Source organism: Geobacillus sp. CCR (assembly GCF_052906625.1).
In genome coordinates, this window is sequence record NZ_JBREBQ010000044.1 from 1 (window position 1) to 20,739 (window position 20,739).

The window sequence follows — 20,739 nt, forward strand, 5'->3', positions numbered from 1 at the left end:
CCCAGCACGGACGTCCTTTGCGGCCCATCCAGCGCCGCGCGAAGGCGAAACACCGTGTTCCGGATTCGTTGACCTGCCCTCGCTGCCAGGCTCCCTCTTCTTACCTGTACGCCAATAACGGCGGAAAAGGGCAATACCAATGCAAAGTGTGCCAGTGCCGGTTCAACCACCGAAATCGGTTCACCAAGCAAGCGGTCTTTCGCTGCCCGCACTGCAAAAAGACGCTGGAAAAAATCAAGGAACGCAAAGAATACAACATCTATAAGTGCAAGAACAACGCTTGCCCGTTTTACCAGGCCAACCTTCGCCGGATGACGAAGAAGGAGCGCCAACAGTTTCAACAGGATCCTCAAGCCTTCAAGGTGCGGTATTTGTTTCGAGAGTTCTTGTTTGACTTTCTCCCGTTGGCTTCCTCGTCGCTCATCAAGCCGAAGGTCGATTTGTCCCGGCTGGCTGCGTCGCCGCACGTGTTGGGGCTCGTGTTGACGTACTACGTCAACTTTGGGATGTCCTCGAGGGAGACCGCCGCCGCCATGAAGGACATCCATGGCGTCTCGATCTCCCATCAGACGGTGCTCAACTACGCCAACAGCGTCGCGCTTTGGATCAAGCCCTTTGTCGACCGGTTCCCGTATGAGCTGTCCGGTTCGTTTTGCGGGGACGAGACGTATATTCGCGTCAAAGGGCGCTGGCATTACCTGTTCTTTATGTTTGACGCCGTCAAAAAGATCGTGCTGTCGTATCGCGTCTCGCCCAACCGGGACACGCTCTCGGCCATCAAGGCCATCGATGATGTCCTCAGGAAGCTAGCGTCCCTCCCAGACGACTTGTCGTTCGTCGTGGATGGCAACCCGATTTACCTGCTGGCGCAACACTTCTTCGCCCAACACGGGATTTCATTTGACGTCCGCCAAGTGATCGGGCTGACCAATGAGGATCCGGTCTCGGAAGAGTTTCGCCCTCTCAAGCAGATCATCGAGCGATTCAACCGGACCTTTAAAGGCAACTACCGCCCGACCCATGGGTTTGGTGCGGAAGAAGGCTCGGTGTCCTTTGTGACGCTGTTTGTGGCGTATTTCAACTTTCTGCGCCCACACAGCGCGCTCGAAGGCCGGGTGCCGGTCGTCATCCCGGAACTGGCGGATCTTCCGCATATGCCGGCCCGGTGGACGAAGCTGATCGCCATGGCACAAGCGTTTCTCCAACAAGAGGCGGCCTGACTTTTTTGTCCGCCGGAGCCCGTTGAACAGAACTCCTGCCGGATTCGGCGAAGCGAACCCTTGACCAACCGAACACCGCCAAAGGTAAAATTCGGTCATGGCAAGGGCGGCTTTCTTATTGCCTTCTTTTTGTCCCCGTCGCCCTTGATGACTCTTCCGCACCTTTGGCGGGTGTTGGTCAAGGGCGAATCCGGCCCTCCGCATGCCCCACGATGCTCAATGGGATGATCTGTGTGGAGTTTTCATAGAACTTTTGACGCTACCTGATTTCAAGCGCGGGTCAACTACTGTTTACGCCATGTTGCTACTATCGTTGAAAACGCTTTTAAAACTAACCACCTCTCCCCCTTTGTTTATTTCAAATCCTTTTTATAAGGATCTGAAAACAATTTGACCTTACAAATAGTATGTTTTATCCTAATACCGTTTTATATTGTACGTATAACTTTTAACTTCATTGTACCATTGTATATATTTTTTTCAATACAAAATTTAAAAAAATCAAGAAATAATTTTTATCCACCTTAAAATTGATACCGAAAGTTGTCCATATAACTTCCGTTACGTTGATGACTTTGCTTACACATTCGAAATTACCTCTCTTCTGTTAATGTCCAACTTTTATGTATGATAAAAACGAAGGACATGAGCCCTCCTTCCAGCCCATGTCCTTGGTGTTGTGCCGTATGGATTTGCACGCTGGCTTCACCTTACCGTCCCCGCCAGAATACTTCATTCCATCTTAGTTCGTTTTTGAATGACGAGACGGAAGTATGTTCATTGATCACTACACATTCAATGCCGGTCATTTCCGCAAAGTCTTGGAGCTGTTCAGCCGTGACGGCAAACGAGAAGCATGTGTGATGAGCGCCGCCGGCTAAAATCCATGCTTCGGCCGAATCGCGCAACGATGGGCGCGGTTTCCATAAAATGCGGGCGACTGGTAATTTCGGCATGTCGTGTTCCGGTTTCACCGCATCGACTTCATTGACAATGAGACGGAAACGATGCCCCAAATCGATCAATGATGCATTGACCGCTGCACCCTCGCCGCCGTCAAACACGAGACGGGCTGGATCTTCTTTTCCACCAATCGAAAGCGGATGAACTTCGATGCGCGGTCGCGTTGCTGCGATCGTCGGGCATACTTCGAGCATATGCGCGCCAAGAATCAGTTCGTTGCCCGGCTCAAAGTGGTACGTGTAGTCTTCCATGAACGATGTTCCTTTGCCATCCGCCATGACTTTCATCAACCGAACGAGAGCAGCCGTTTTCCAGTCGCCTTCGCCGCCAAATCCATATCCCTCTGCCATAAGCCGTTGAACCGCTAGTCCTGGAAGTTGCTTCATGCCGTGCAAATCTTCAAACGTCGTCGTAAAGGCAGTGAAGTTCCCGTCTTGCAAAAAGGCTTTTAACCCAAGCTCAATCCGCGCCTGCTCACGGATCGACTCGCGAACCGGTCCATCTTGACGGCCAGCAGGTACAATGTCATACAGTTCGGCATATTCATCAAGCAGTTCGTTAACGCTTTGTTCAGAAACATCGCGAATAGATTGCACCAAATCCCCAATGCCATAACCGTTGATCGACCAGCCGAATTGAATTTGCGCTCCCACTTTGTCCCCTTCCGTTACCGCCACTTCACGCATGTTATCGCCGAAACGAGCCACTTTGAGCTGGCGGCTTTCTGCAAAGGCGACGGCCGTCCGCATCCATTTCGCCAGCCGCTCGCGGACTTCCGGGTCTTCCCAATGACCAACGACCACTTTCCGGGCAACTCCCATTCTCGCACCGATAAATCCGTATTCTCGGTCACCGTGAGCTGATTGGTTTAAGTTCATAAAGTCCATATCGATGCTGTCCCACGGAATATCACGGTTAAACTGGGTGTGAAGATGCAATAACGGTTTTCGCAGCTCCAAAAGGCCGCCAATCCACATCTTCGCTGGCGAGAATGTATGCATCCAAGTGATGACCCCAGCGCATTGTTCGCTCGCATTCGCCTCAAGGCAAACGCGCCGGATTTCCTCTGGCGTCGTCACGACTGATTTGAAAACGAATGGGAACGGAAACACCGAATCGCGATTCCATTCATTGACCATGATTCTTGAATGTTCTTCGACTTGTTTTAACGCTTCTTCTCCGTACAAGTGCTGACTTCCTGTCACAAACCAAAATTCATAAGGACGTAATGACAGCATCATTGCTCCTCCCCGTTCACGATAAAGTCACAGATTCTTTCGCCGCTCGTGCGGTTTCTTTCCAATGTTTAAGCCGTTTCATGACATCGTTTTCCCCACGGCCGAAGTAGTCATGCAGTTTCGTATATTCTTGATACAATTGTTCATAAATGGCAACATTCTCTGGAATCGGTTTGAACGTCTCTTCACGCACTTTTCCCATGTTTCGCGCCGCCTCAACGATTGATTCATAACCTCCGTTCTCTTTGCCGGCCGCCACCGCCGCAAACATTGCCGCTCCCACCGCCGGGGTATGTTTGGATGCCGCGATCTTAATCTCACGGTTCGTCACATCCGCATAAATTTGCATGAGCAGCTTATTTTTTTGCGGCAATCCGCCGCATGCATACAATTCGTCAACGTTGACACCGTTTTCAACGAAAGCATCGATAATTTTGCGTGTGCCAAAGGCCGTTGCTTCAAGCAGCGCACGGTAAATCTCTTCTGGTTTTGTCAGCAACGTATAACCGATGATAAGTCCGGTTAAATCGGTATCGACCAACACGGAGCGATTGCCGTTCCACCAGTCCAACGCAAGCAACCCGGTTTCCCCCGGCCGATAGGCGGCGGCCCGCTTCTCAAGCCATTCATGAACGCTGACTCCTTCTTTTTCTGCCGCTTCTTTCACATAAGCCGGAACGCCTTGTTCGACATACCAAGCAAAAATGTCCCCCACCGCCGACTGGCCGGCCTCGTAACCGAAATATCCGGGAATGATGCCGTCTTCCACAACGCCGCACATGCCTTCGACGTATTTTTCTTCTGTGCCCAGCAGCATATGGCAAATCGAGGTTCCCATCGCCATCACCAGTTTGCCTGGCTCGACGACTCCGACGCCTGGTACGGCCGCATGGGCATCGACATTTCCGACGGCGACAGCTGTTCCCGGAAGGAGGCCCATCATAGCGGCCATTTCGTTCGTCAGCACGCCTGCTCTCGTACCAAGCGGAACGATCGGGCCGCGCAGTTTCGTGTCTGTCAAGTGTTCCAGCCGCGGATCGAGCGCCCGGAAAAACTCCTTGCTTGGATAGCCGTCTTGTTTATGCCAAATAGACTTATAGCCCGCCGTGCAGCTGTTGCGGACGATATTCCCAGTCATTTTGAAAATGACCCAGTCAGTCGCCTCCAGAAAAAGGTCAGTTTGCTCATAAATCTCCGGGTCTTCGTTTAAAATCTGCCAAATTTTCGCAATCATCCATTCGGATGAAATTTTTCCGCCGTATCTCGGCAAAAATGCTTCGCCTCGTTTGGCCGCAATTTCATTGAGCAAGTTCGCCTCATCCTGAGCGGCATGGTGCTTCCACAATTTCACCCAACTGTGCGGACGGCTCTTGAATTCTGGCTTTAGACAAAGCGGCTCGCCAGAAGCATCAACCGGCAGCATCGTGCAAGCCGTGAAATCGATCCCCACCCCGATGACATCAGACGGACTCACTCCAGACTTTTGCAAAACGGCCGGGACTGCAGTCGCCAACACTTCGATATAATCACCAGGGTGTTGCAGCGCCCAGTCTGGCTCGAGTTGTACGTTCGATTCCGGCAGGACTTCATCAATAACTCCGTGAGGATACGGAGTGACATGGTCCGCAATTTCGTTTCCTTCTAGATCAACGAGAACAGCTCGTCCCGATTCGGTGCCATAGTCAATGCCAATGACGTACTTTTTCCCCATCTCGGTCTCCCTCCCTTTACTGCCCATAGTAAGCGTTTGCGCCATGCTTGCGCAAATAGTGGCGATCAAGCAGCGTTTGGCTGATCGGCTGTGCATTTGGATTGAGCATGTACGTTCTTGCCGCCATTTTCGCTACTTCTTCCAAGACAACGGCATTATGAACCGCGTTCGCTGGATCTTTCCCCCAAGCAAACGGGCCATGGCCGTGCACCAAAACACCTGGCATTTGCAACGGGTCGAGAAAGCGGAACGTTTCCGTAATGACCTTTCCAGTTTCTAGTTCATAGGCTCCTTGAATTTCTTCATTGGTCATCGGCCGGGTGCACGGAATTTCTCCATAGAAATAGTCTGCGTGTGTCGTCCCTAATGCCGGAATTCCTTTTCCGGCCTGCGCCCAAACAGTCGCCCAAGTCGAATGGGTATGAACAATTCCTCCGATTTCCGGAAATTGTTTATACAACCAAAGATGGGTGGGGGTGTCCGACGACGGTTTTAAGCCCCCTTCCACCACATTTCCGTTCAAATCCACGACCACCATGTCATCAATGGTCAACTTGTCATACGCCACTCCGCTTGGCTTAATGACAACCAATCCGCGCTCCCTGTCAATCCCGCTCACATTTCCCCACGTAAATGTCACGAGGCGGTATTGTGGGAGCTGCAGATTGGCCTCTAATACGGCTTGTTTCAATTTCTCAAGCATCAGCCTCCACTCCCTCTACAAAAACTCCCCACCCCCATTATACTATTGTACGTACAATTTTTCTATAACTTTTTTTGATCTATATAAGTTGCAATTTTGTTTTACATGGCATTGTTCGCTCTTCTTGTCACCGTGCCAGCTTGTTAGGTGATAAAGTAAAGACGGGACATGGAGGTCGGAAATTCTTTATTACAACCTATATATCATACATTTTTTAAATTTCTTTTGTTGAGTTGCGTACAATTAGCTCTGGCCGATAAATGATATCGCCCATTTTATCGACTGATCGTTGTTCGATCATTTGAATGAGCATCTCAGCCGCTTGAATACCCATTTCTGTTTTTGGATGACGAATCGTCGTCAATTTCACCTCCGTCGCTGTCGCAAACGTCGAATCATCAAACCCAACAATCGAAATGTCATCGGGAACCGATAACCCTTGTTGGCGAATAACTTCAAGAAGCAAAATCGCCAGCTCATCGTTGTAGCACACAAAGGCTGTCGGGCGCTCCTCTTTCGACCGCTGCAAAAACTCTCGCGCCATCTCAGACGGCTTTGTCCATTTCTCCTCTGTTGCGTAGGAAAGAAGATACTCCGTGGCCACAGGCACCTCGTGTTGCTGATGGGCGCGAATAAAGCCGCGCAAACGATCCACCCCTTGCAAATCGTCAGTTTTAAAGAAACCGGCAATTCGGCGATGCCCTAAACGAATGAGATGATCGGTCAATAAAAATCCTCCCTGCTCATCGTCCATTTTCACGCATGGACAGCTCACTTCCAAATAACGGGCGTTAATCATAACGTACGGGATGTGAAGGTTGTTGAGCGACAAGTAATAGCCAAGGTTCGGATTCCCTTGTGCGCTTTTAGTCGGCTCGATGATCAGCCCGCTCAACGGCTCCCGGATCATCTCTTCAAGCTGTTCTTTCTCTCTCTGTTTGTCGTTATTCGTGCTGGCAAGCAAAAGGCGATATCCTTTTTCCCGTAGCGTCTCCTCCGCTCCTCGGACGATATGGGGAAAAATATAATCGGAAATATAGGTCGTTACGATTCCGATCGTTTTCGTATCCACCTGTTCTTTCGGCTTCGGTCGGGACACAAATGTGCCGCTCCCTTGGATTTTGTACAGCCATCCTTCCTTCTCGAGTTCCCCGAGCGCTTGCCGAACGGTATGTCGGCTTAGTTGAAACTGGTTGGCGATCTCATGCTCGGTCGGAATTTTCTCATCCGGCTTCATTTGTCCGGAAATGATCCAAGATAAAATTTCTTGTTTTAATTGCAGATATTTCGGCAGCGTTTTCTCCTTCATAGTCCACCTCAACGATAAAATAATGAGATACAAATTAATTTTATTATAACAGTTTTTATTTGTCCGTATCATTGCGCTAAGAGCAGACGGCGGAAAATATATGAGGCATCTGTACACGCCCTTTTTCGAGCGAAAGAGAACAATGGGAGAAAACGCTTCAACCCCAAAACCACTTGAAATGCGACTCGTCATATGGATCATATGAACCGATCGAACTCTTTTCGAGCATAAAAGCCCTGTGTCCATTTTTTGACCATTTGACAAAAAAGCCAAGCAATGCGCTTGGCTCTTCACTTTTGCATTAAGCAGCTTTGTTTTTGTTGTAAATATCAAAAGCGACAGCAATAAGCAATACAAGCCCTTTAATGGCCTGTTGCCAGTCAATCCCGAGCCCCAACAAGGACATCCCGTTGTTCATGACACCCATGACTAGACCGCCAATAATCGCTCCGCTAATCGTGCCGATTCCTCCATAAGCGGATGCGCCTCCAATAAAGCACGCCGCAATGGCATCGAGTTCAAACAAGTTCCCAGCTTTTGGCGTCGCCGCATTGAGGCGAGCGGCAAAAATCAATCCGGACAAAGCAGCCAGCACACCCATGTTGACAAACACCCAAAACGTGACACGTTTCGTTTTAATCCCGGACAATTGCGCAGCCTTCTCATTACCACCAATCGCATAAATATGGCGGCCGACGATCGTCCGATTCGCCACAAAGGAATAAGCCATGATCAACGCAGCCAAAATCACTAGAATCGTCGGAATTCCTTCGTACGTCGCTAAAATATAAGTGAAAATCATGATTACAGCGGCAATCACAGCCAGCTTCAAGGCAAACATCGCCGCAGGGGTGACCGCAAACCCATACTTTTTCTGGCTGTTTCGTTTTCTCCATTCCAGTACAACAAATAAGAGAGAAGCGGCGAAGCCGATCACAATGGTGAACAGATGGATCTCTCCTCCATGAAATACGTCAGGAAGAAACCCAGAACTCATATTTTGGAATGTTTTCGGAAACGGGGCAATCGACTGCCCTTCCAAAATGACCATCGTTAATCCTCGGAACAGCAACATCCCTGCTAATGTAACAATGAATGATGGAATTTTTACGTACGCTACCCAAAATCCTTGCCATGCGCCAATCAAGGCACCGAGCAATAAACAAATGAGCACCGTCAACCATACTGATGCATGGTGCTGAACCATCAGAATGCCAGCCAATGCCCCGACAAAAGCTGCCACCGATCCGACGGACAAATCAATATGTCCGGTGATAATGACAAGCATCATGCCAACAGCCAGCACCAAAATATAACTGTTTTGCAAAATCAAGTTTGTAATATTTAATGGCCGCAACAAAATGCCTCCAGTTAACACTTGGAACAATAACATAATCAAAATGAGAGCGATGACCATACTGTAACTTCTCATATTGTTTTTGATCATCTGCTTCAACGATAACTGCTGACTTTCTGTAGACCGCTTTGGAGAATGTTGTGCTGTTTTTTGCATTAGTGCTCCCATCTTATGCCCCCTCCTGAATCGCTGTTTTCGTCATAAGCCTCATTAGTTTTTCCTGTGTCGCTTCTTCCCGCGACACCTCTCCAGTGATTCTCCCTTCACTCATCACATAAATTCGATCGCACATGCCAAGAATTTCTGGGAGTTCGGACGAAATCATTAAAATACCTTTTCCTGCATCGGCTAGCTGCTGAATGATCGTGTAAATTTCATATTTCGCGCCGACGTCAATCCCCCGTGTTGGTTCGTCGAGAATCAAAATATCTGGCTCAGCAAAAATCCATTTGCTTAACACCACTTTTTGTTGATTCCCGCCACTAAGGGCTTCTACTTTTTGAAATACGCTTGGCGTTTTAATTTTGAATTGGTCACGGAATCGCTCCGATTCAACAATTTCTTGATTTTCATCGACCACAAAATGATTTGAGATTTTCCCTAAGCGGGAAAGTGTAATATTTTTCCGAATGTCTTCCATTAGGATGAGGCCATTTCCTTTTCGATCTTCTGTTACATAGGCAATCCCGTTGGCAATGGCCTTGCTGACATCGCTGACATCGATTTTGACCCCGTTTTTCCATATTTCTCCGCTAATTTTCTTTCCGTATGACCGACCAAAGATGCTCATGGCCAATTCGGTTCGTCCCGCCCCCATAAGGCCGGCGATCCCCACAATTTCTCCTCTGCGAATCGACAGATTGATATTATCAAGCACTTTGCGCTCCGAATAAACAGGGTGATATACTGTCCAATTCCTGACCTCGAATATGATTTCGCCTATCTTCGGTGTTCTTGAAGGATAGCGATTCGTTAAATCGCGTCCGACCATTCCACGGATAATCCGGTCTTCGGTCACCTCATCATGTTTCATATCCAACGTTTCAATTGTTTTTCCATCTCGTAAAATCGTGATCGAATCAGCGACTTTGGTAATTTCATTTAATTTATGGGAAATAATAATGGCCGATAAACCCTGTTTTTTCAATTCCAAAAGCAAATTCAGCAAATTTTCGCTGTCATCTTCATTTAATGCCGCTGTCGGCTCATCCAAAATAAGCAATTTCACATCTTTAGCCAACGCCTTCGCAATTTCTACGAGTTGCTGCTTGCCGACGCCAAGTTGGCCGACCAGTGTATGCGGCGACTCATCTAATCCGACTTTCTGCAACAGCTTTTTTGTTTGAGCGATCGTTTCATTCCAGTTAATGATGCCTCTCTTCGCCCGTTCATTTCCTAAAAAAATATTTTCGGCAATGGATAGATAGGGAATCAAGGCCAACTCTTGGTGGATGATGACAATCCCTAATTGTTCGCTCTGTTTAATGTTCTTAAACTTGCATACCTCTCCCTTAAATACAATTTCCCCATCATACGTCCCATACGGATAAACACCGCTTAATACTTTCATCAACGTTGACTTTCCTGCCCCGTTTTCCCCGCAAAGCGCATGAATTTCGCCTTCACGCACCTTAAAATTGACATTATCAAGTGCTTTGACTCCCGGGAACTGTTTCGTAATCCCCCTCATCTCTAAAATGAATTCAGACATCACTTTCCGCCTCCTTGGACGAGAGTACGGATATAAGGGGTTTCCCTTATATCCGTGTCCTTCCCTCGAGTCTATTTCGTCAAATCTTCTTTTTTATAATAACCGCTGTCAATCAACACTTTTTCATAATTGGATTTATCAACCGAAACTGGTTCCAACAAGTACGCTGGGACAACTTTGACCCCGTTATTATATGTTTTCGTATCGTTCACTTCCGGCTTTTTCCCTTTCAACACCGCATCAACCATCTCAACCGCTTTTTTCGCCAATTCTCTTGTGTCTTTAAATACCGTTTGCGTTTGTTCCCCTGCGATAATCGATTTCACCGAAGCCAATTCCGCATCTTGCCCAGTAATCACCGGCATCGGCTTGCTCGGAGTTCCGTAACCGACCCCTTTTAAGGAAGAAATGATGCCAATGCTAATGCCATCGTACGGGGACAAAACCGCATCAACGCGAGCATTCGTATAATGCGCGCTCAACAAGTTATCCATACGCGCTTGAGCCGTAGCTCCATCCCAACGCAATGTCGCTACTTGGTCAAACTTCGTTTGGCCGCTTCTCACCACTAATTTTCCGGAATCAATGTACGGTTTTAACACCGACATCGCTCCATCAAAGAAGAAATAGGCGTTATTGTCATCTGGAGAACCGGCAAACAACTCAATGTTGAACGGTCCTTTTCCTTCTTTCAATCCGAGCTTTTGTTCGATGTACTGGCCTTGCAGCACACCAACTTTAAAGTTATCAAACGTTGCATAATAGTCGACGTACTTGCTGTTTTTGATCAAACGATCGTACGAAATGATCTTAATTCCTTGTTTATGCGCTTTTTCCAACACATCCGTTAACGCTTCCGCGTCAATCGGAGCAATCACTAACACATTGACCCCTTTGGTGATCATGTTTTCAATTTGCGATACTTGGTTCTCGACTACGTCCTCGGCATATTGCAAATCCGTCTTATATCCGAGCTTCTTAAATTCTTTCACCATGTTTTCCCCGTCACGAATCCAGCGTTCCGATGATTTTGTCGGCATTGAAATACCAACAAATCCGGCGTCTTTTCCACCATTCGCTCCGAGTCCTCCACAGGCGGACAATGACAGTACAAACACCAATAACGTCAGTACAGATAAAAGCCTTTTCATTTTTTTACCCCCTTTTAAATTTGTACGTATATTTAATTTCTGATTTTACTATATCATCGAACAAATTGTCCGTCTTTTTAATTAATTAACTGTTTTTATAAAAATTCAACTTTGTTGAAGCGTTTTCAAAAAAAGAAGAACGATCTTTTCAAAAGACCGTCCCGTCGCATTAACACTCGTTTCCTTCCTTATCTTAGGAGCTATCGTTTGTTATGTGCATTCTCCGGTATTGATTTGGAGATACTCCCATCGCCTTTTTAAAAGCAGTGCTGAAATAATGTTGCGTATCATAACCGACACGTTCAGCAATTTCATGGATCGGCAGTTCGGTAGACAAAAGCAATTCCGCCGCCTTCTCCATCCGAGTTTTCGCCAACAAATGGATGAACGAAATACCGAGCTCTTGCTTGATAATTCGACTTAAATAAACCGGAGAGACATTGAGAAACTGTGCAACGGACTCAAGCGTCAAATCCGGCTGGCTAAAGTGTTTCTGTATATACTGCCTAGCGCGGCGGACAATCGGAGAAAGGCGGCTTTCTTCCGCCATTTGCTCTTTGCATTTTTCATATGCCGCCATCACCCCGGTCATTCCTCCTTCCACCGTTTCTATATATACACTGGCCCTGATGTGCAAATGTTGTTTCAGTGCCGTTTCAATCTGCCTACGCTGTTCTTCACTGATCGGTTTCCAGCTGATCACAACGATGAACTCGTTTGAATCACGAAAAACAATTTTTTCACCATCCTCCAATAATTCAGAGATGGCGTTTTCGATGGCAAATAAAAGCAACTGCCGATCCCGATCGCTCACAATGGGCTGATTTTTAAATGAAAACCATTGAATCACAACGACTTGCGCAGGGCAAGACCGTGAAAGTCCAAGCAATGACAGTTGTCTCATGATATCCTCATCCGTCAGTCGCCCTGCTACCCATTCCATCCCTAATTGCTGGCGAAGCACGTGAACATGCTTTTGTACTTGGTTCGTTAACAGTTCCATATATCGTTTTTCCTTTTGCTCCTGTTCGAGCTTCTCCTTCACTTTTGCGACTACTTCGTACAATCGCTGCGGATCAGTTGGCTTTAATAAGTAATCATCCACTTGAAGGCGAATCGCCTCCTGTGCATACGAAAACTCATCATAACCGGTAATTACAATCATATGGCAGTTGGGCAACTTCTCCCGCACATGTCTCATCAGCGTAAGCCCGTCCATGATCGGCATGCTTAAATCGACAAACAATACATTCACTCGATGCCGTAAAGCTAATTCCAACGCCTCTTCCCCATCTTCTGCTTCTGCAACAACTTCCATGTTAAATTCATTCCAATCGATCGACTCCCGAATCCCTTCACGAATGATCGCTTCGTCATCTGCAATCAGCACCTTCCACATGAATCCATCCCTCCTAAGGAAGATGGGTGATGATTGGATGCACAATCGTCACGGTTGTTCCTTTTCCTTCCTCACTATCGATATGCAACCGGTAGGACGGGCCAAATGTTAATTGTAAGCGAGCTTGTACGTTCATCATTCCATATCCTTTCACCTTTCGCATTCTGCCTTCCTGGTCTCCTGATGTAAAATCAATGTCTAAACTTTTCCTCAACTCTTCCAGCCGCTCCCGGGACATTCCGACGCCATCATCTTTTACACGAATATACATTACTCCTTTATGTTCTCGCGCTTGAATCCAAATATGTCCTGGTCCTTTCCGCTGTTTAATGCCATGATAAATCGCGTTCTCCACAATCGGCTGCAACAGCAACTTTAACACATAAAATTGTTGCAGATATTCCGGAATGTCAAATGTATAGTCTAACTTATCTTTATAGCGAACTTCCTGGATACGTAAATAACTTTTAATATGCTCTACTTCCTCAGCCAAAAGAATCATATCCTTCCCCTTGCTTAATCCGATGCGGAACAGCTTTGCCAGTGTGCCGACCAATTCAGCAACATCATCAGCCCCTTTTTTGCGTGCCATCCATTGAATGGTATCTAATGTATTGTAAAGGAAGTGCGGTTTAATTTGTGCTTGCAACCCCCGCAACTCTGCCTCCCATCGCTGCCGCTCCTGCCATTCGGCCAAAGAAATAAAACGCTGCATTTGATCCAACATGTGGTTGAAACTTCGACCCAACATCCCAATTTCATCCGTACGCTCACCATGATAACGAACCGTTAAATCGCCTGCTTGCGCTTTTTTCATAAATGCCGTCAACTGGCTGATCGGACGAGATAATGAAAACGACAGGTAATAGGAAGCACCAATTGCAATAAAACAGACGAAAAAAATAAAACTGACAATATAAAAATGGATCTCTTTCACTTCTAATGCCGATTCATCGCTGGGGAACACCCCGATTGTTGTCCAATTCGTAAATGGAGAGCGCTGGTAAATAAACTGAACATGTTGTCCATTGATGTTCTTGGAAAATGCACCGCTATTTCCTTTGATCCAGCGCAATGGGACAGCTGTCACTGTAGAACGGCTCGGAGTATAGATGCTTTTCCCCTGCTCATCCATCACCAATAAATATCCCCATTTTCCAAGACGGATATTTTTAGTAGCTTCCGCAATCACTCTCAACTTTAAATCAACCAGTACAACCCCTTTCACTTTTTGTGTCTCGGGATCCATAATGGCTCGAACTGCAGATACGACTTCTGCACTTGTATAATGGGCATGAGAAATAACATTTCGTCCGATAGGATGACCGAGCATTTTAAAAATCCCTTTATTTTTCACAGCCTCACGATACCACCATTCCTTTGTCAATGGCGCGGAAGAACGGCTGTACATTTCATTACTTATATAGTCGCCATATTCGTTAACAACTAAAATCCCCGCAATCTCGGGATACAACGTAGTGATTCCTTGCAAAAATTGACGCATTTCATAATCATTGCGAGGCGCTCTACGATCCAAAAACGCTTTCATTTGTGGATTAAAGGCAATGAGATACGTTGCGTTTTGCATATTATTGGCATAAAACTCTAATGTCTGATTGACTTGGCTAATCAATTGCAATGTATTTTCATTTACTTGTCGTTCGATAATTCGATCAACCGTCCACCCTACCAAGCTTCCTAAACAGAGTGCAGGCACAATCATAGAGATGAGTAACAACGAAACAAACTTGTATCGTATCGGCCAATGGCTAACCCGCCAACGCTTCATCATTCGCAACCTCAATCACTCATTTCTCTATGTAGTCATTTGGCATAAAAATGATCCACATTTTCCCGCGTAACGACCGTAATTCCTGTATCAACATACGTTGGCAACGGTGAATCTCCTGACCGGGATGGAGATGTGAGATGATGATGAAGATGAAATAAAAATTGGAGCGACCAATATCCCATATTCCACGTTCCTTGCGCCAACGTCGCAGCAATAACGCCCCCCTTCACTAAATCTAACGTTTGTTTTTCTGTATCGAAACTAATGAGCTTAATCTCTTTCTTATTTAGCTCTTTGACTGCTTCTGCCATGCCAACTCCCCCGTTCGCTTCTGTTGCAAAGATCCCTTGCACATCCGGATAATCCTTTAAAATCTCCATTGCCGCCTGTTTTGAGGCCATAGCGTCCCCTTTTCCATTCTTTACGGCCACCACTTGCATTCGCGGATATTTTTGATAGATCGTCTCAACAAATCCTCTCGTCCTCTCTTGATGATTGAGTTGATGAGGGGAAGTAATGATCGCGACTTTCCCCTCATTCTTCAGCAGTTTAGCCATTTCGTGAGCCGCCGTCACTCCAGCGCTATAATTATTCGTCCCTAGAAATGAAAACGCCTTGCTTCCCGAAGCGTTCGAGTCAAATAATACAACTGGAATCCCTTCCTCGACTGCTTTATTGATTGTCTTCGTCAGCGCAGTCGGATTAATGGCAGAAACCGCAATCCCAGCTGGTTTTCTCGCGATCACTTGTTCGAGCACTGTCACTTGCTCATTGACGTCATATTGAGTCGCCCCTCGATATTCTACGGAAACGTTCAACGCCTCCGCTGCGTCTTCAAATCCTTTGAGACAGCGTTTCCAATAATCCATGCCTGATTGGAAGGTGACCATGACGTATTTTTCGTCGGGTTTGCCATAGAACGGTGACGTGTCCTCATTAACAGACTGAATACGAGACACATCATGTTGATAATGATAAACATACGCGATAAACACCGCTAGCAATCCTGCATACGCTACAATTAAAGCCCTTATTCTCATTATCCATCCCCTGTCTTTATCATGTCTTTCGATATATACTTACAAATTTCGATTCATTCTATGGAGTTGTACGAATCAATACATGTAATATACTACAATGTACCATGATTCAAACTAGTAGTTCAAATAAATTTGACACCCATTTGGATCGTTTACGCAAAAAAACTCTCCCCTTCAGGGAATGAATAGGACACCCTGATGAGAGAGGCTGGATGAAACGGATGATTATTCTGCTAAACACCATTCCGATAAGCGATCATACCCTACCTGATTCTATGTCATCAGTTCACCATAGGCATCAGAAAATCTCTTCCCTACCTCCCCCGAAACACCGGCTTCCGCTTTTCTAAAAAGGCGCGGACGCCTTCGCGGTGGTCTTCGGTTTGCCGCATGCGCTGTTGGGCGTCGGTTTCGAGTTCGAGCACGCGAAGCAAATCTTCTTTTGTTTGTTCGACGTACAACATTTTCGTGGCGATCATGGCTTGAAGCGGTTTTTCTTGCAAGGAAGCGATTGCTTGTTCCGCCTGTTGTTCATCTTCGACGATGAAGTCAATCAGCCCGAGCTGCTGCGCTTCGTCCGCGCTCATCGGTTTTCCTTCCCAAATGATCTGTTTGGCTTTCGCCGTGCCGACCCGCTGGGCCAAGAAGAAATGCCCGCCGCCGTCTGGGATGAGGCCGATGCCGATGAAATTCATCGCCAAGCGCGCTTCTTTCGTGGCGATGAGGTAATCGCTCGCCAAGGCAAAGCTGAACCCAAGGCCGGCCGCTGGGCCATGGATGAGCGAAACGGTGATTTTCGGCATCGTATACAAGAGCATGATCATCTCCTGAATCGTTTTCATCACGGTTTGAAATTGGCTCGGGTCATCAACCGCCAGCATTGTCTTAATGTCGCCACCCGCAGAAAATCCTCTCCCTTTGCCGCGGATGACGACAACGGAAGCATCACTTTCCTTGATTTTCCGCAGCGCGTCGACGAGTTCCGTTAGCATTTGCACATCCATAGCATTTAACGCCTGCGGGCGGTTCAGTTCCAATATCGCTTTGTTTTGGTCAAATGTCAGCACAACCGTTTCCATGGCTCTCCTCCTCTGAATGATGATTCATTTCTTTTCATTCGCCATGAAGATTGTTTTTTCCTTGTTGGCGGCAAAAATATCATGTTCTCCAACACATCCATGCTTGACATCTTCATCTACTTGTAATAGCTTCTATGTCGGTGTTGCTTTTTTTCGAAGCACAGCGTGCCGATAAAGGAGTGGATCGCATGAGAAATCCAAGTGTACGAAACATCTCGTTTTATGCAGCGGCGGCTTTGATCTTCTCGATGATGGTCTACAACGTCTTTTATCATCTAGGAACATTCCCGATTTCAAGCTGGGACGAAGCGCGTCATGGCGTCAATGCATACGAAATGCTGAGGCATGGAAACTTGATCGTCAACACATACCTTGGGCATCCTGATTACTGGAATTTAAAGCCTCCTGTTAGCTACTGGGCGATCATGATTGGCTATAAACTCGTTGGGATGAACGCGCTTGGTTTGCGGCTGATGTCTGGCATTTGCGCTACGCTCACGGCCGTTGCCATTGCGCTATTTGTGAAAAAACGGTTTGGAAGCATGGCCGCGATCGTCTCATTGCTTGCCTTGTCTACTAGCACCCAATATCTTCTCAACCATTGCGCTCGCACAGGAGATGCGGATTCGCTCTTTGTATTCTTCTTTACGTTATCCATCCTTTCTTTGCTGGCCGCCAGACGGCAGACGCGATGGTTGTATGCAGCGGGCCTTGCCTGTTCACTTGCTTTTTTAACGAAAAGTTGGCATGCGGGGAACATTCTGTTGATCATGGTCTTATATTTTCTCATCACTAGGCAGTGGGAGTCAGGACGCTGGCGCGCATGGTGGAGGGCAGCGCTCACCTTCGTTGTTCCTGTGCTCGCTTGGGCTTTTGCCCGCTATCACTATGATGGATTCCGTTTTTTTAAACAAATGATCGGATATGACTTGTTGTTGCGCTCCACTCGGCCCATTGAAGGTCATATCGGCGATGAAACCTACTACGGCATCATTCTTGTTCATTTTTTCTTTTGGTGGCTGGCGCTCTTGGTCGGAATCATGGTCATCAGTTACATGCAAGGCGTTCGTCTTTTAGCGTTTGAAGGAACAGACCATCGATTGAAAGAAGATGTGATCGGGATTTTGCTTTGGATTTGCGTCCCGCTTCTCATGTTTACCATAGCTAAGACGAAAATCAGATGGTACATCCTCCCTGTCTATCCGCCGCTTTGCCTATTGATTGGCATTTGCGCAAGTCAATTATGGAGAAAAGGAACGTGGGGAGCGCGCGGGCTGCTGCTTGCCGGACTGTTGTTCGTCGCATCGTTTTACGAAACGAATATTCAACATTATATCCATCATCCCAAGCCAAATTTCGAACTGGCATTGCTTCAGCAGACCGCCCAAATGCCTGTTCATGGATACGAACTGTTTATGTACCATCCGTTGCACGAGAAAGGTCGCTGGCCGCAAAATGCGGTCTTGACAGCAGAGCTTGCGAATGACCTCAAACCTCGGCACGGAGGGCTGAAAACGTTCTTGCATACAAGCCGAAGCCTGCTTCTCGTGAAAAAAGCATGGTTCAGCAAACATCTCGAGCATCAATACCACCTGTCTGTTCTCGCCTCGAACCGTTGGGGATATATTTTGGAAAAGCACGCTTAAACATACAGCCTTGGAGTGCCACTCTCTCCAAGGCTGCGCAACCATTCTTCTAGAATTTTAGGAATAAACTTTACTCCAACCTCTTCTCATCCCGCTTAACTTTCGTTAAAAATAATCAACTTCAACTCCGTCATTTCCTCAATCGCATAGCGAACTCCTTCGCGGCCAAACCCGCTTTCTTTCACGCCGCCGTACGGCATATGGTCAACGCGGAACGTCGGGATGTCGTTAATCAACACGCCGCCGACGTGCAGTTGTTTCGCCGCTTTCCACGCGGTATGGACGTTGTCGGTGTAGATGCCCGCCTGCAAGCCGTAGCGCGAGTCATTGACCAGTTCAATGGCTTCATCGATCGAACGGACGCGGTTGATCAAGACGATCGGGGCGAACACTTCTTGGCACGACACTTTCATCGTCGGTTCGGCGTCGACAATGACGGTCGGAAGCAGGATGTTGCCGTCGCGTTCGCCGCCAAGAACAACGTTGGCGCCGCCTTGTTTCGCCTCTTCGATCCAAGAGAGCGCCCGATCGACGTCATTTGGCGTAATCAAGGCGGATACATCGGTGGTTGGATCCAACGGGTCGCCTGTTTTCAACTGTTTCGCGGCGGCGACAAATTTTTCGACGAACTCGTCATAGCGCTTTTCATGGACATAGACGCGCTGGAGCGAAATACATACTTGTCCTTGGAACGTGAACGCGCCAAATACGCAGCGCGGGATGATGCGGTCAAGATCGACCTGCTCGTCGACGATCACGGCCGAGTTGGAGCCAAGCTCCAACGTCACCCGCTTTAAGCCTGCTTTATTGCGGATCGCGATGCCGACTTCCGGGCTGCCGGTGAAGGTGATCATGCTGATGCGCGGGTCGGTGACGATTTTGTCGCCGACCGTGCGGCCGCTTCCGGTGACGACGTTGAGCGCCCCTTTCGGCAAACCGGCTTTTTCGAACAATTCGGCGATAAAATAGGCGGACAGCGGCGTTTGGCTGGCTGGTTTTAACACAACTGTGTTGCCCGAGGCGATGGCCGGGCCAAGTTTATGGGCGACCAAGTTCATCGGGAAGTTAAACGGCGTAATCGCCCCGATGACGCCGATCGGCTCGCGGACCGTCAAGGCGATGCGATTTTCCCCACCCGGCGCGGCGTCGAGCGGCAGTGTTTCCCCATGAATGCGTTTGGCTTCTTCGGCGGCGAATTTGTACGTTTGGATCGTGCGGGCGACTTCCCCTTTCGCCGTGGTGATCGGTTTGGCTGCTTCCAAGGCGATCAACCTCGCCGCTTCTTCCTGCCGCTCTTTCAGCTGCTCGACGACCCACTCTAAAATGGCGGCTCGTTCATGCGCTGGCATGGCAGTCATCGTTTGCCGCGCGGCGTACGCCGCCGCGATCGCTTCGTCGACTTCTTGTTCGGTGGCCACAGGGATTTCGGCAATCGTCTCGCGTGAGTATGGCGATTTCAGCTCCGTGTACGACTTCCCTTCCCGCCATTCGCCGTTGATGTATAGCTTCTGTTTCTGCACCGCGATTGGCATCTTTTCACCCTTCCCTTCTTTTAAGCACGCGGCCGAAATTTTCCCCTTCAGTATATGTCCCGCATGCCCTGTTTATTTGTTTCATTCGCCATCGCGCGTGAAAATCCTTCCACTTGTCCTTTGTTTACGAAAGCCGTCCGTTGCCATGCAGCGCCATCATTCGCCTCTCTCGTTACGGGTGACGTTCCCCTCCCCTCTCTATGATAACACTCCGTCGCTCGGTTTGCCGCCAAACTGCTTGCCCCTGTTCGTGGAAAGACAAGCAACATAGCCCTTGGTCACCGGCCGCCCAACGTTCGGCGCAACAATTCCCCAGCTAACTGTCCAGCTCCGCAAGGCATGATGATGGCTTTCTAACTCCTCCTTCTCCTATGTTTTTGTTGTATGATAAAAGCAGCCAAAAATAGTGTAGAAGGAGATTTGGAAATGAACATCAAAACACTCATCGACCTCACCATGCCGATCACGGCCCAAACTCCGGTGTACCCGGGGGATCCGAAGCCGAAAATCGAACCGGCGGCAACGTTCGCCCAAGACGGCTATCACGTCAGCCGCCTTGTGCTTGGGTCGCACAGCGGCACGCATGTGGATGCGCCGTTTCACTTTTGCGAACACGGTTGGCGGCTCGATGACGTGCCGCTCACCTATTTTCTTGGCCGCGGCGTCGTGATCAATGCCACCGGAAAAGCGGAAGGCGAAGCGGTGACGATGGCCGATGCCGCTCCGTATATCCCGAAGCTGTCGCCGGGAACCATTGTGTTGTTTCATCCTATTTCGCGCAGGAGACTCCCACTTCAACGACCAAAGGGAGTAAGTGGGAGAGGAATGCGCGTTCCCCTTTTCTTTTGTGTATGATATAATAAAGGCGTGGAGAAAACCGTTTAATAA

Annotated in this window: 14 protein-coding genes and 1 pseudogene; 3 read left to right on the top strand and 12 right to left on the bottom strand. The window is 47.9% G+C overall.

What is annotated here, in order from left to right; all coding sequences use genetic code 11:
* On the top strand, nt 1–1,220 hold a 1,220-nt coding region (locus ACVBDQ_RS15780; protein WP_446663308.1), incomplete at its 5' end, for a DDE-type integrase/transposase/recombinase.
* A 710-nt stretch (nt 1,221–1,930) separates the two neighbouring features.
* Here the strand turns inward: ACVBDQ_RS15780 and araA are convergent.
* The 11 genes from araA to ACVBDQ_RS15835 all read right to left on the bottom strand — a co-directional run bounded on the left by araA (nt 1,931) and on the right by ACVBDQ_RS15835 (nt 16,673).
* On the bottom strand, nt 1,931–3,421 hold the full coding sequence (gene araA / locus ACVBDQ_RS15785) for an L-arabinose isomerase (protein WP_446663309.1): 1,491 nt from the start codon (nt 3,419–3,421) through the stop codon (nt 1,931–1,933).
* Between the two features lie 16 nt (nt 3,422–3,437).
* Nucleotides 3,438–5,132, bottom strand: coding sequence for a ribulokinase (locus ACVBDQ_RS15790; protein WP_446663310.1), 1,695 nt, complete (start codon nt 5,130–5,132; stop codon nt 3,438–3,440).
* A 16-nt stretch (nt 5,133–5,148) separates the two neighbouring features.
* On the bottom strand, nt 5,149–5,835 hold the full coding sequence (araD, locus tag ACVBDQ_RS15795; RefSeq protein ID WP_446663311.1) for an L-ribulose-5-phosphate 4-epimerase: 687 nt from the start codon (nt 5,833–5,835) through the stop codon (nt 5,149–5,151).
* A 214-nt stretch (nt 5,836–6,049) separates the two neighbouring features.
* Entirely contained in the window at nt 6,050–7,144 is a 1,095-nt protein-coding gene (locus ACVBDQ_RS15800; RefSeq protein WP_446663312.1) for a substrate-binding domain-containing protein, read from the bottom strand.
* 301 nt (nt 7,145–7,445) lie between these two features.
* The gene (gene mmsB / locus ACVBDQ_RS15805) at nt 7,446–8,669 is read right to left on the bottom strand and encodes a multiple monosaccharide ABC transporter permease (protein WP_446663313.1); all 1,224 of its coding nucleotides are present in this window, start codon (nt 8,667–8,669) and stop codon (nt 7,446–7,448) included.
* Nucleotide 8,670: 1 nt separating this feature from the next.
* Nucleotides 8,671–10,212 (bottom strand): multiple monosaccharide ABC transporter ATP-binding protein, encoded by a 1,542-nt coding sequence (gene mmsA / locus ACVBDQ_RS15810; protein WP_318549944.1) that lies wholly within the window; start codon nt 10,210–10,212, stop codon nt 8,671–8,673.
* Between the two features lie 71 nt (nt 10,213–10,283).
* Nucleotides 10,284–11,363: a multiple monosaccharide ABC transporter substrate-binding protein gene (chvE, locus tag ACVBDQ_RS15815; RefSeq protein WP_033012547.1), complete on the bottom strand. Its 1,080-nt coding sequence runs from the start codon at nt 11,361–11,363 to the stop codon at nt 10,284–10,286.
* A gap of 193 nt (nt 11,364–11,556) precedes the next feature.
* On the bottom strand, nt 11,557–12,762 hold the full coding sequence (locus ACVBDQ_RS15820) for a response regulator (RefSeq protein WP_014195987.1): 1,206 nt from the start codon (nt 12,760–12,762) through the stop codon (nt 11,557–11,559).
* A 13-nt stretch (nt 12,763–12,775) separates the two neighbouring features.
* Nucleotides 12,776–14,551, bottom strand: coding sequence for a cache domain-containing sensor histidine kinase (locus tag ACVBDQ_RS15825; RefSeq protein WP_020279035.1), 1,776 nt, complete (start codon nt 14,549–14,551; stop codon nt 12,776–12,778).
* Nucleotides 14,552–14,586: 35 nt separating this feature from the next.
* Complete coding sequence (locus tag ACVBDQ_RS15830; protein WP_011231402.1) at nt 14,587–15,594, bottom strand: substrate-binding domain-containing protein; 1,008 nt, start codon at nt 15,592–15,594, stop codon at nt 14,587–14,589.
* Nucleotides 15,595–15,908: 314 nt separating this feature from the next.
* Entirely contained in the window at nt 15,909–16,673 is a 765-nt protein-coding gene (locus tag ACVBDQ_RS15835; RefSeq protein WP_011231403.1) for an enoyl-CoA hydratase, read from the bottom strand.
* Between the two features lie 188 nt (nt 16,674–16,861).
* Here ACVBDQ_RS15835 and ACVBDQ_RS15840 point away from each other — a divergent pair, with 188 nt between their 5' ends.
* Nucleotides 16,862–18,319 carry an ArnT family glycosyltransferase gene (locus ACVBDQ_RS15840; protein WP_429894196.1) on the top strand — a complete coding sequence of 486 codons (1,458 nt, stop codon included), beginning with the start codon at nt 16,862–16,864 and terminating at the stop codon, nt 18,317–18,319.
* Between the two features lie 95 nt (nt 18,320–18,414).
* On the opposite strand, the gene ACVBDQ_RS15845 is transcribed toward ACVBDQ_RS15840, so the two are convergent.
* Nucleotides 18,415–19,851 carry an aldehyde dehydrogenase family protein gene (locus tag ACVBDQ_RS15845; RefSeq protein WP_446663314.1) on the bottom strand — a complete coding sequence of 479 codons (1,437 nt, stop codon included), beginning with the start codon at nt 19,849–19,851 and terminating at the stop codon, nt 18,415–18,417.
* A 426-nt stretch (nt 19,852–20,277) separates the two neighbouring features.
* On the opposite strand from ACVBDQ_RS15845, the pseudogene ACVBDQ_RS15850 reads away from it, so the two are divergent.
* Nucleotides 20,278–20,619, top strand: a pseudogene (locus tag ACVBDQ_RS15850) (cyclase family protein); the annotation flags it as partial.
* Between the last annotated feature and the right edge of the window lie 120 nt (nt 20,620–20,739).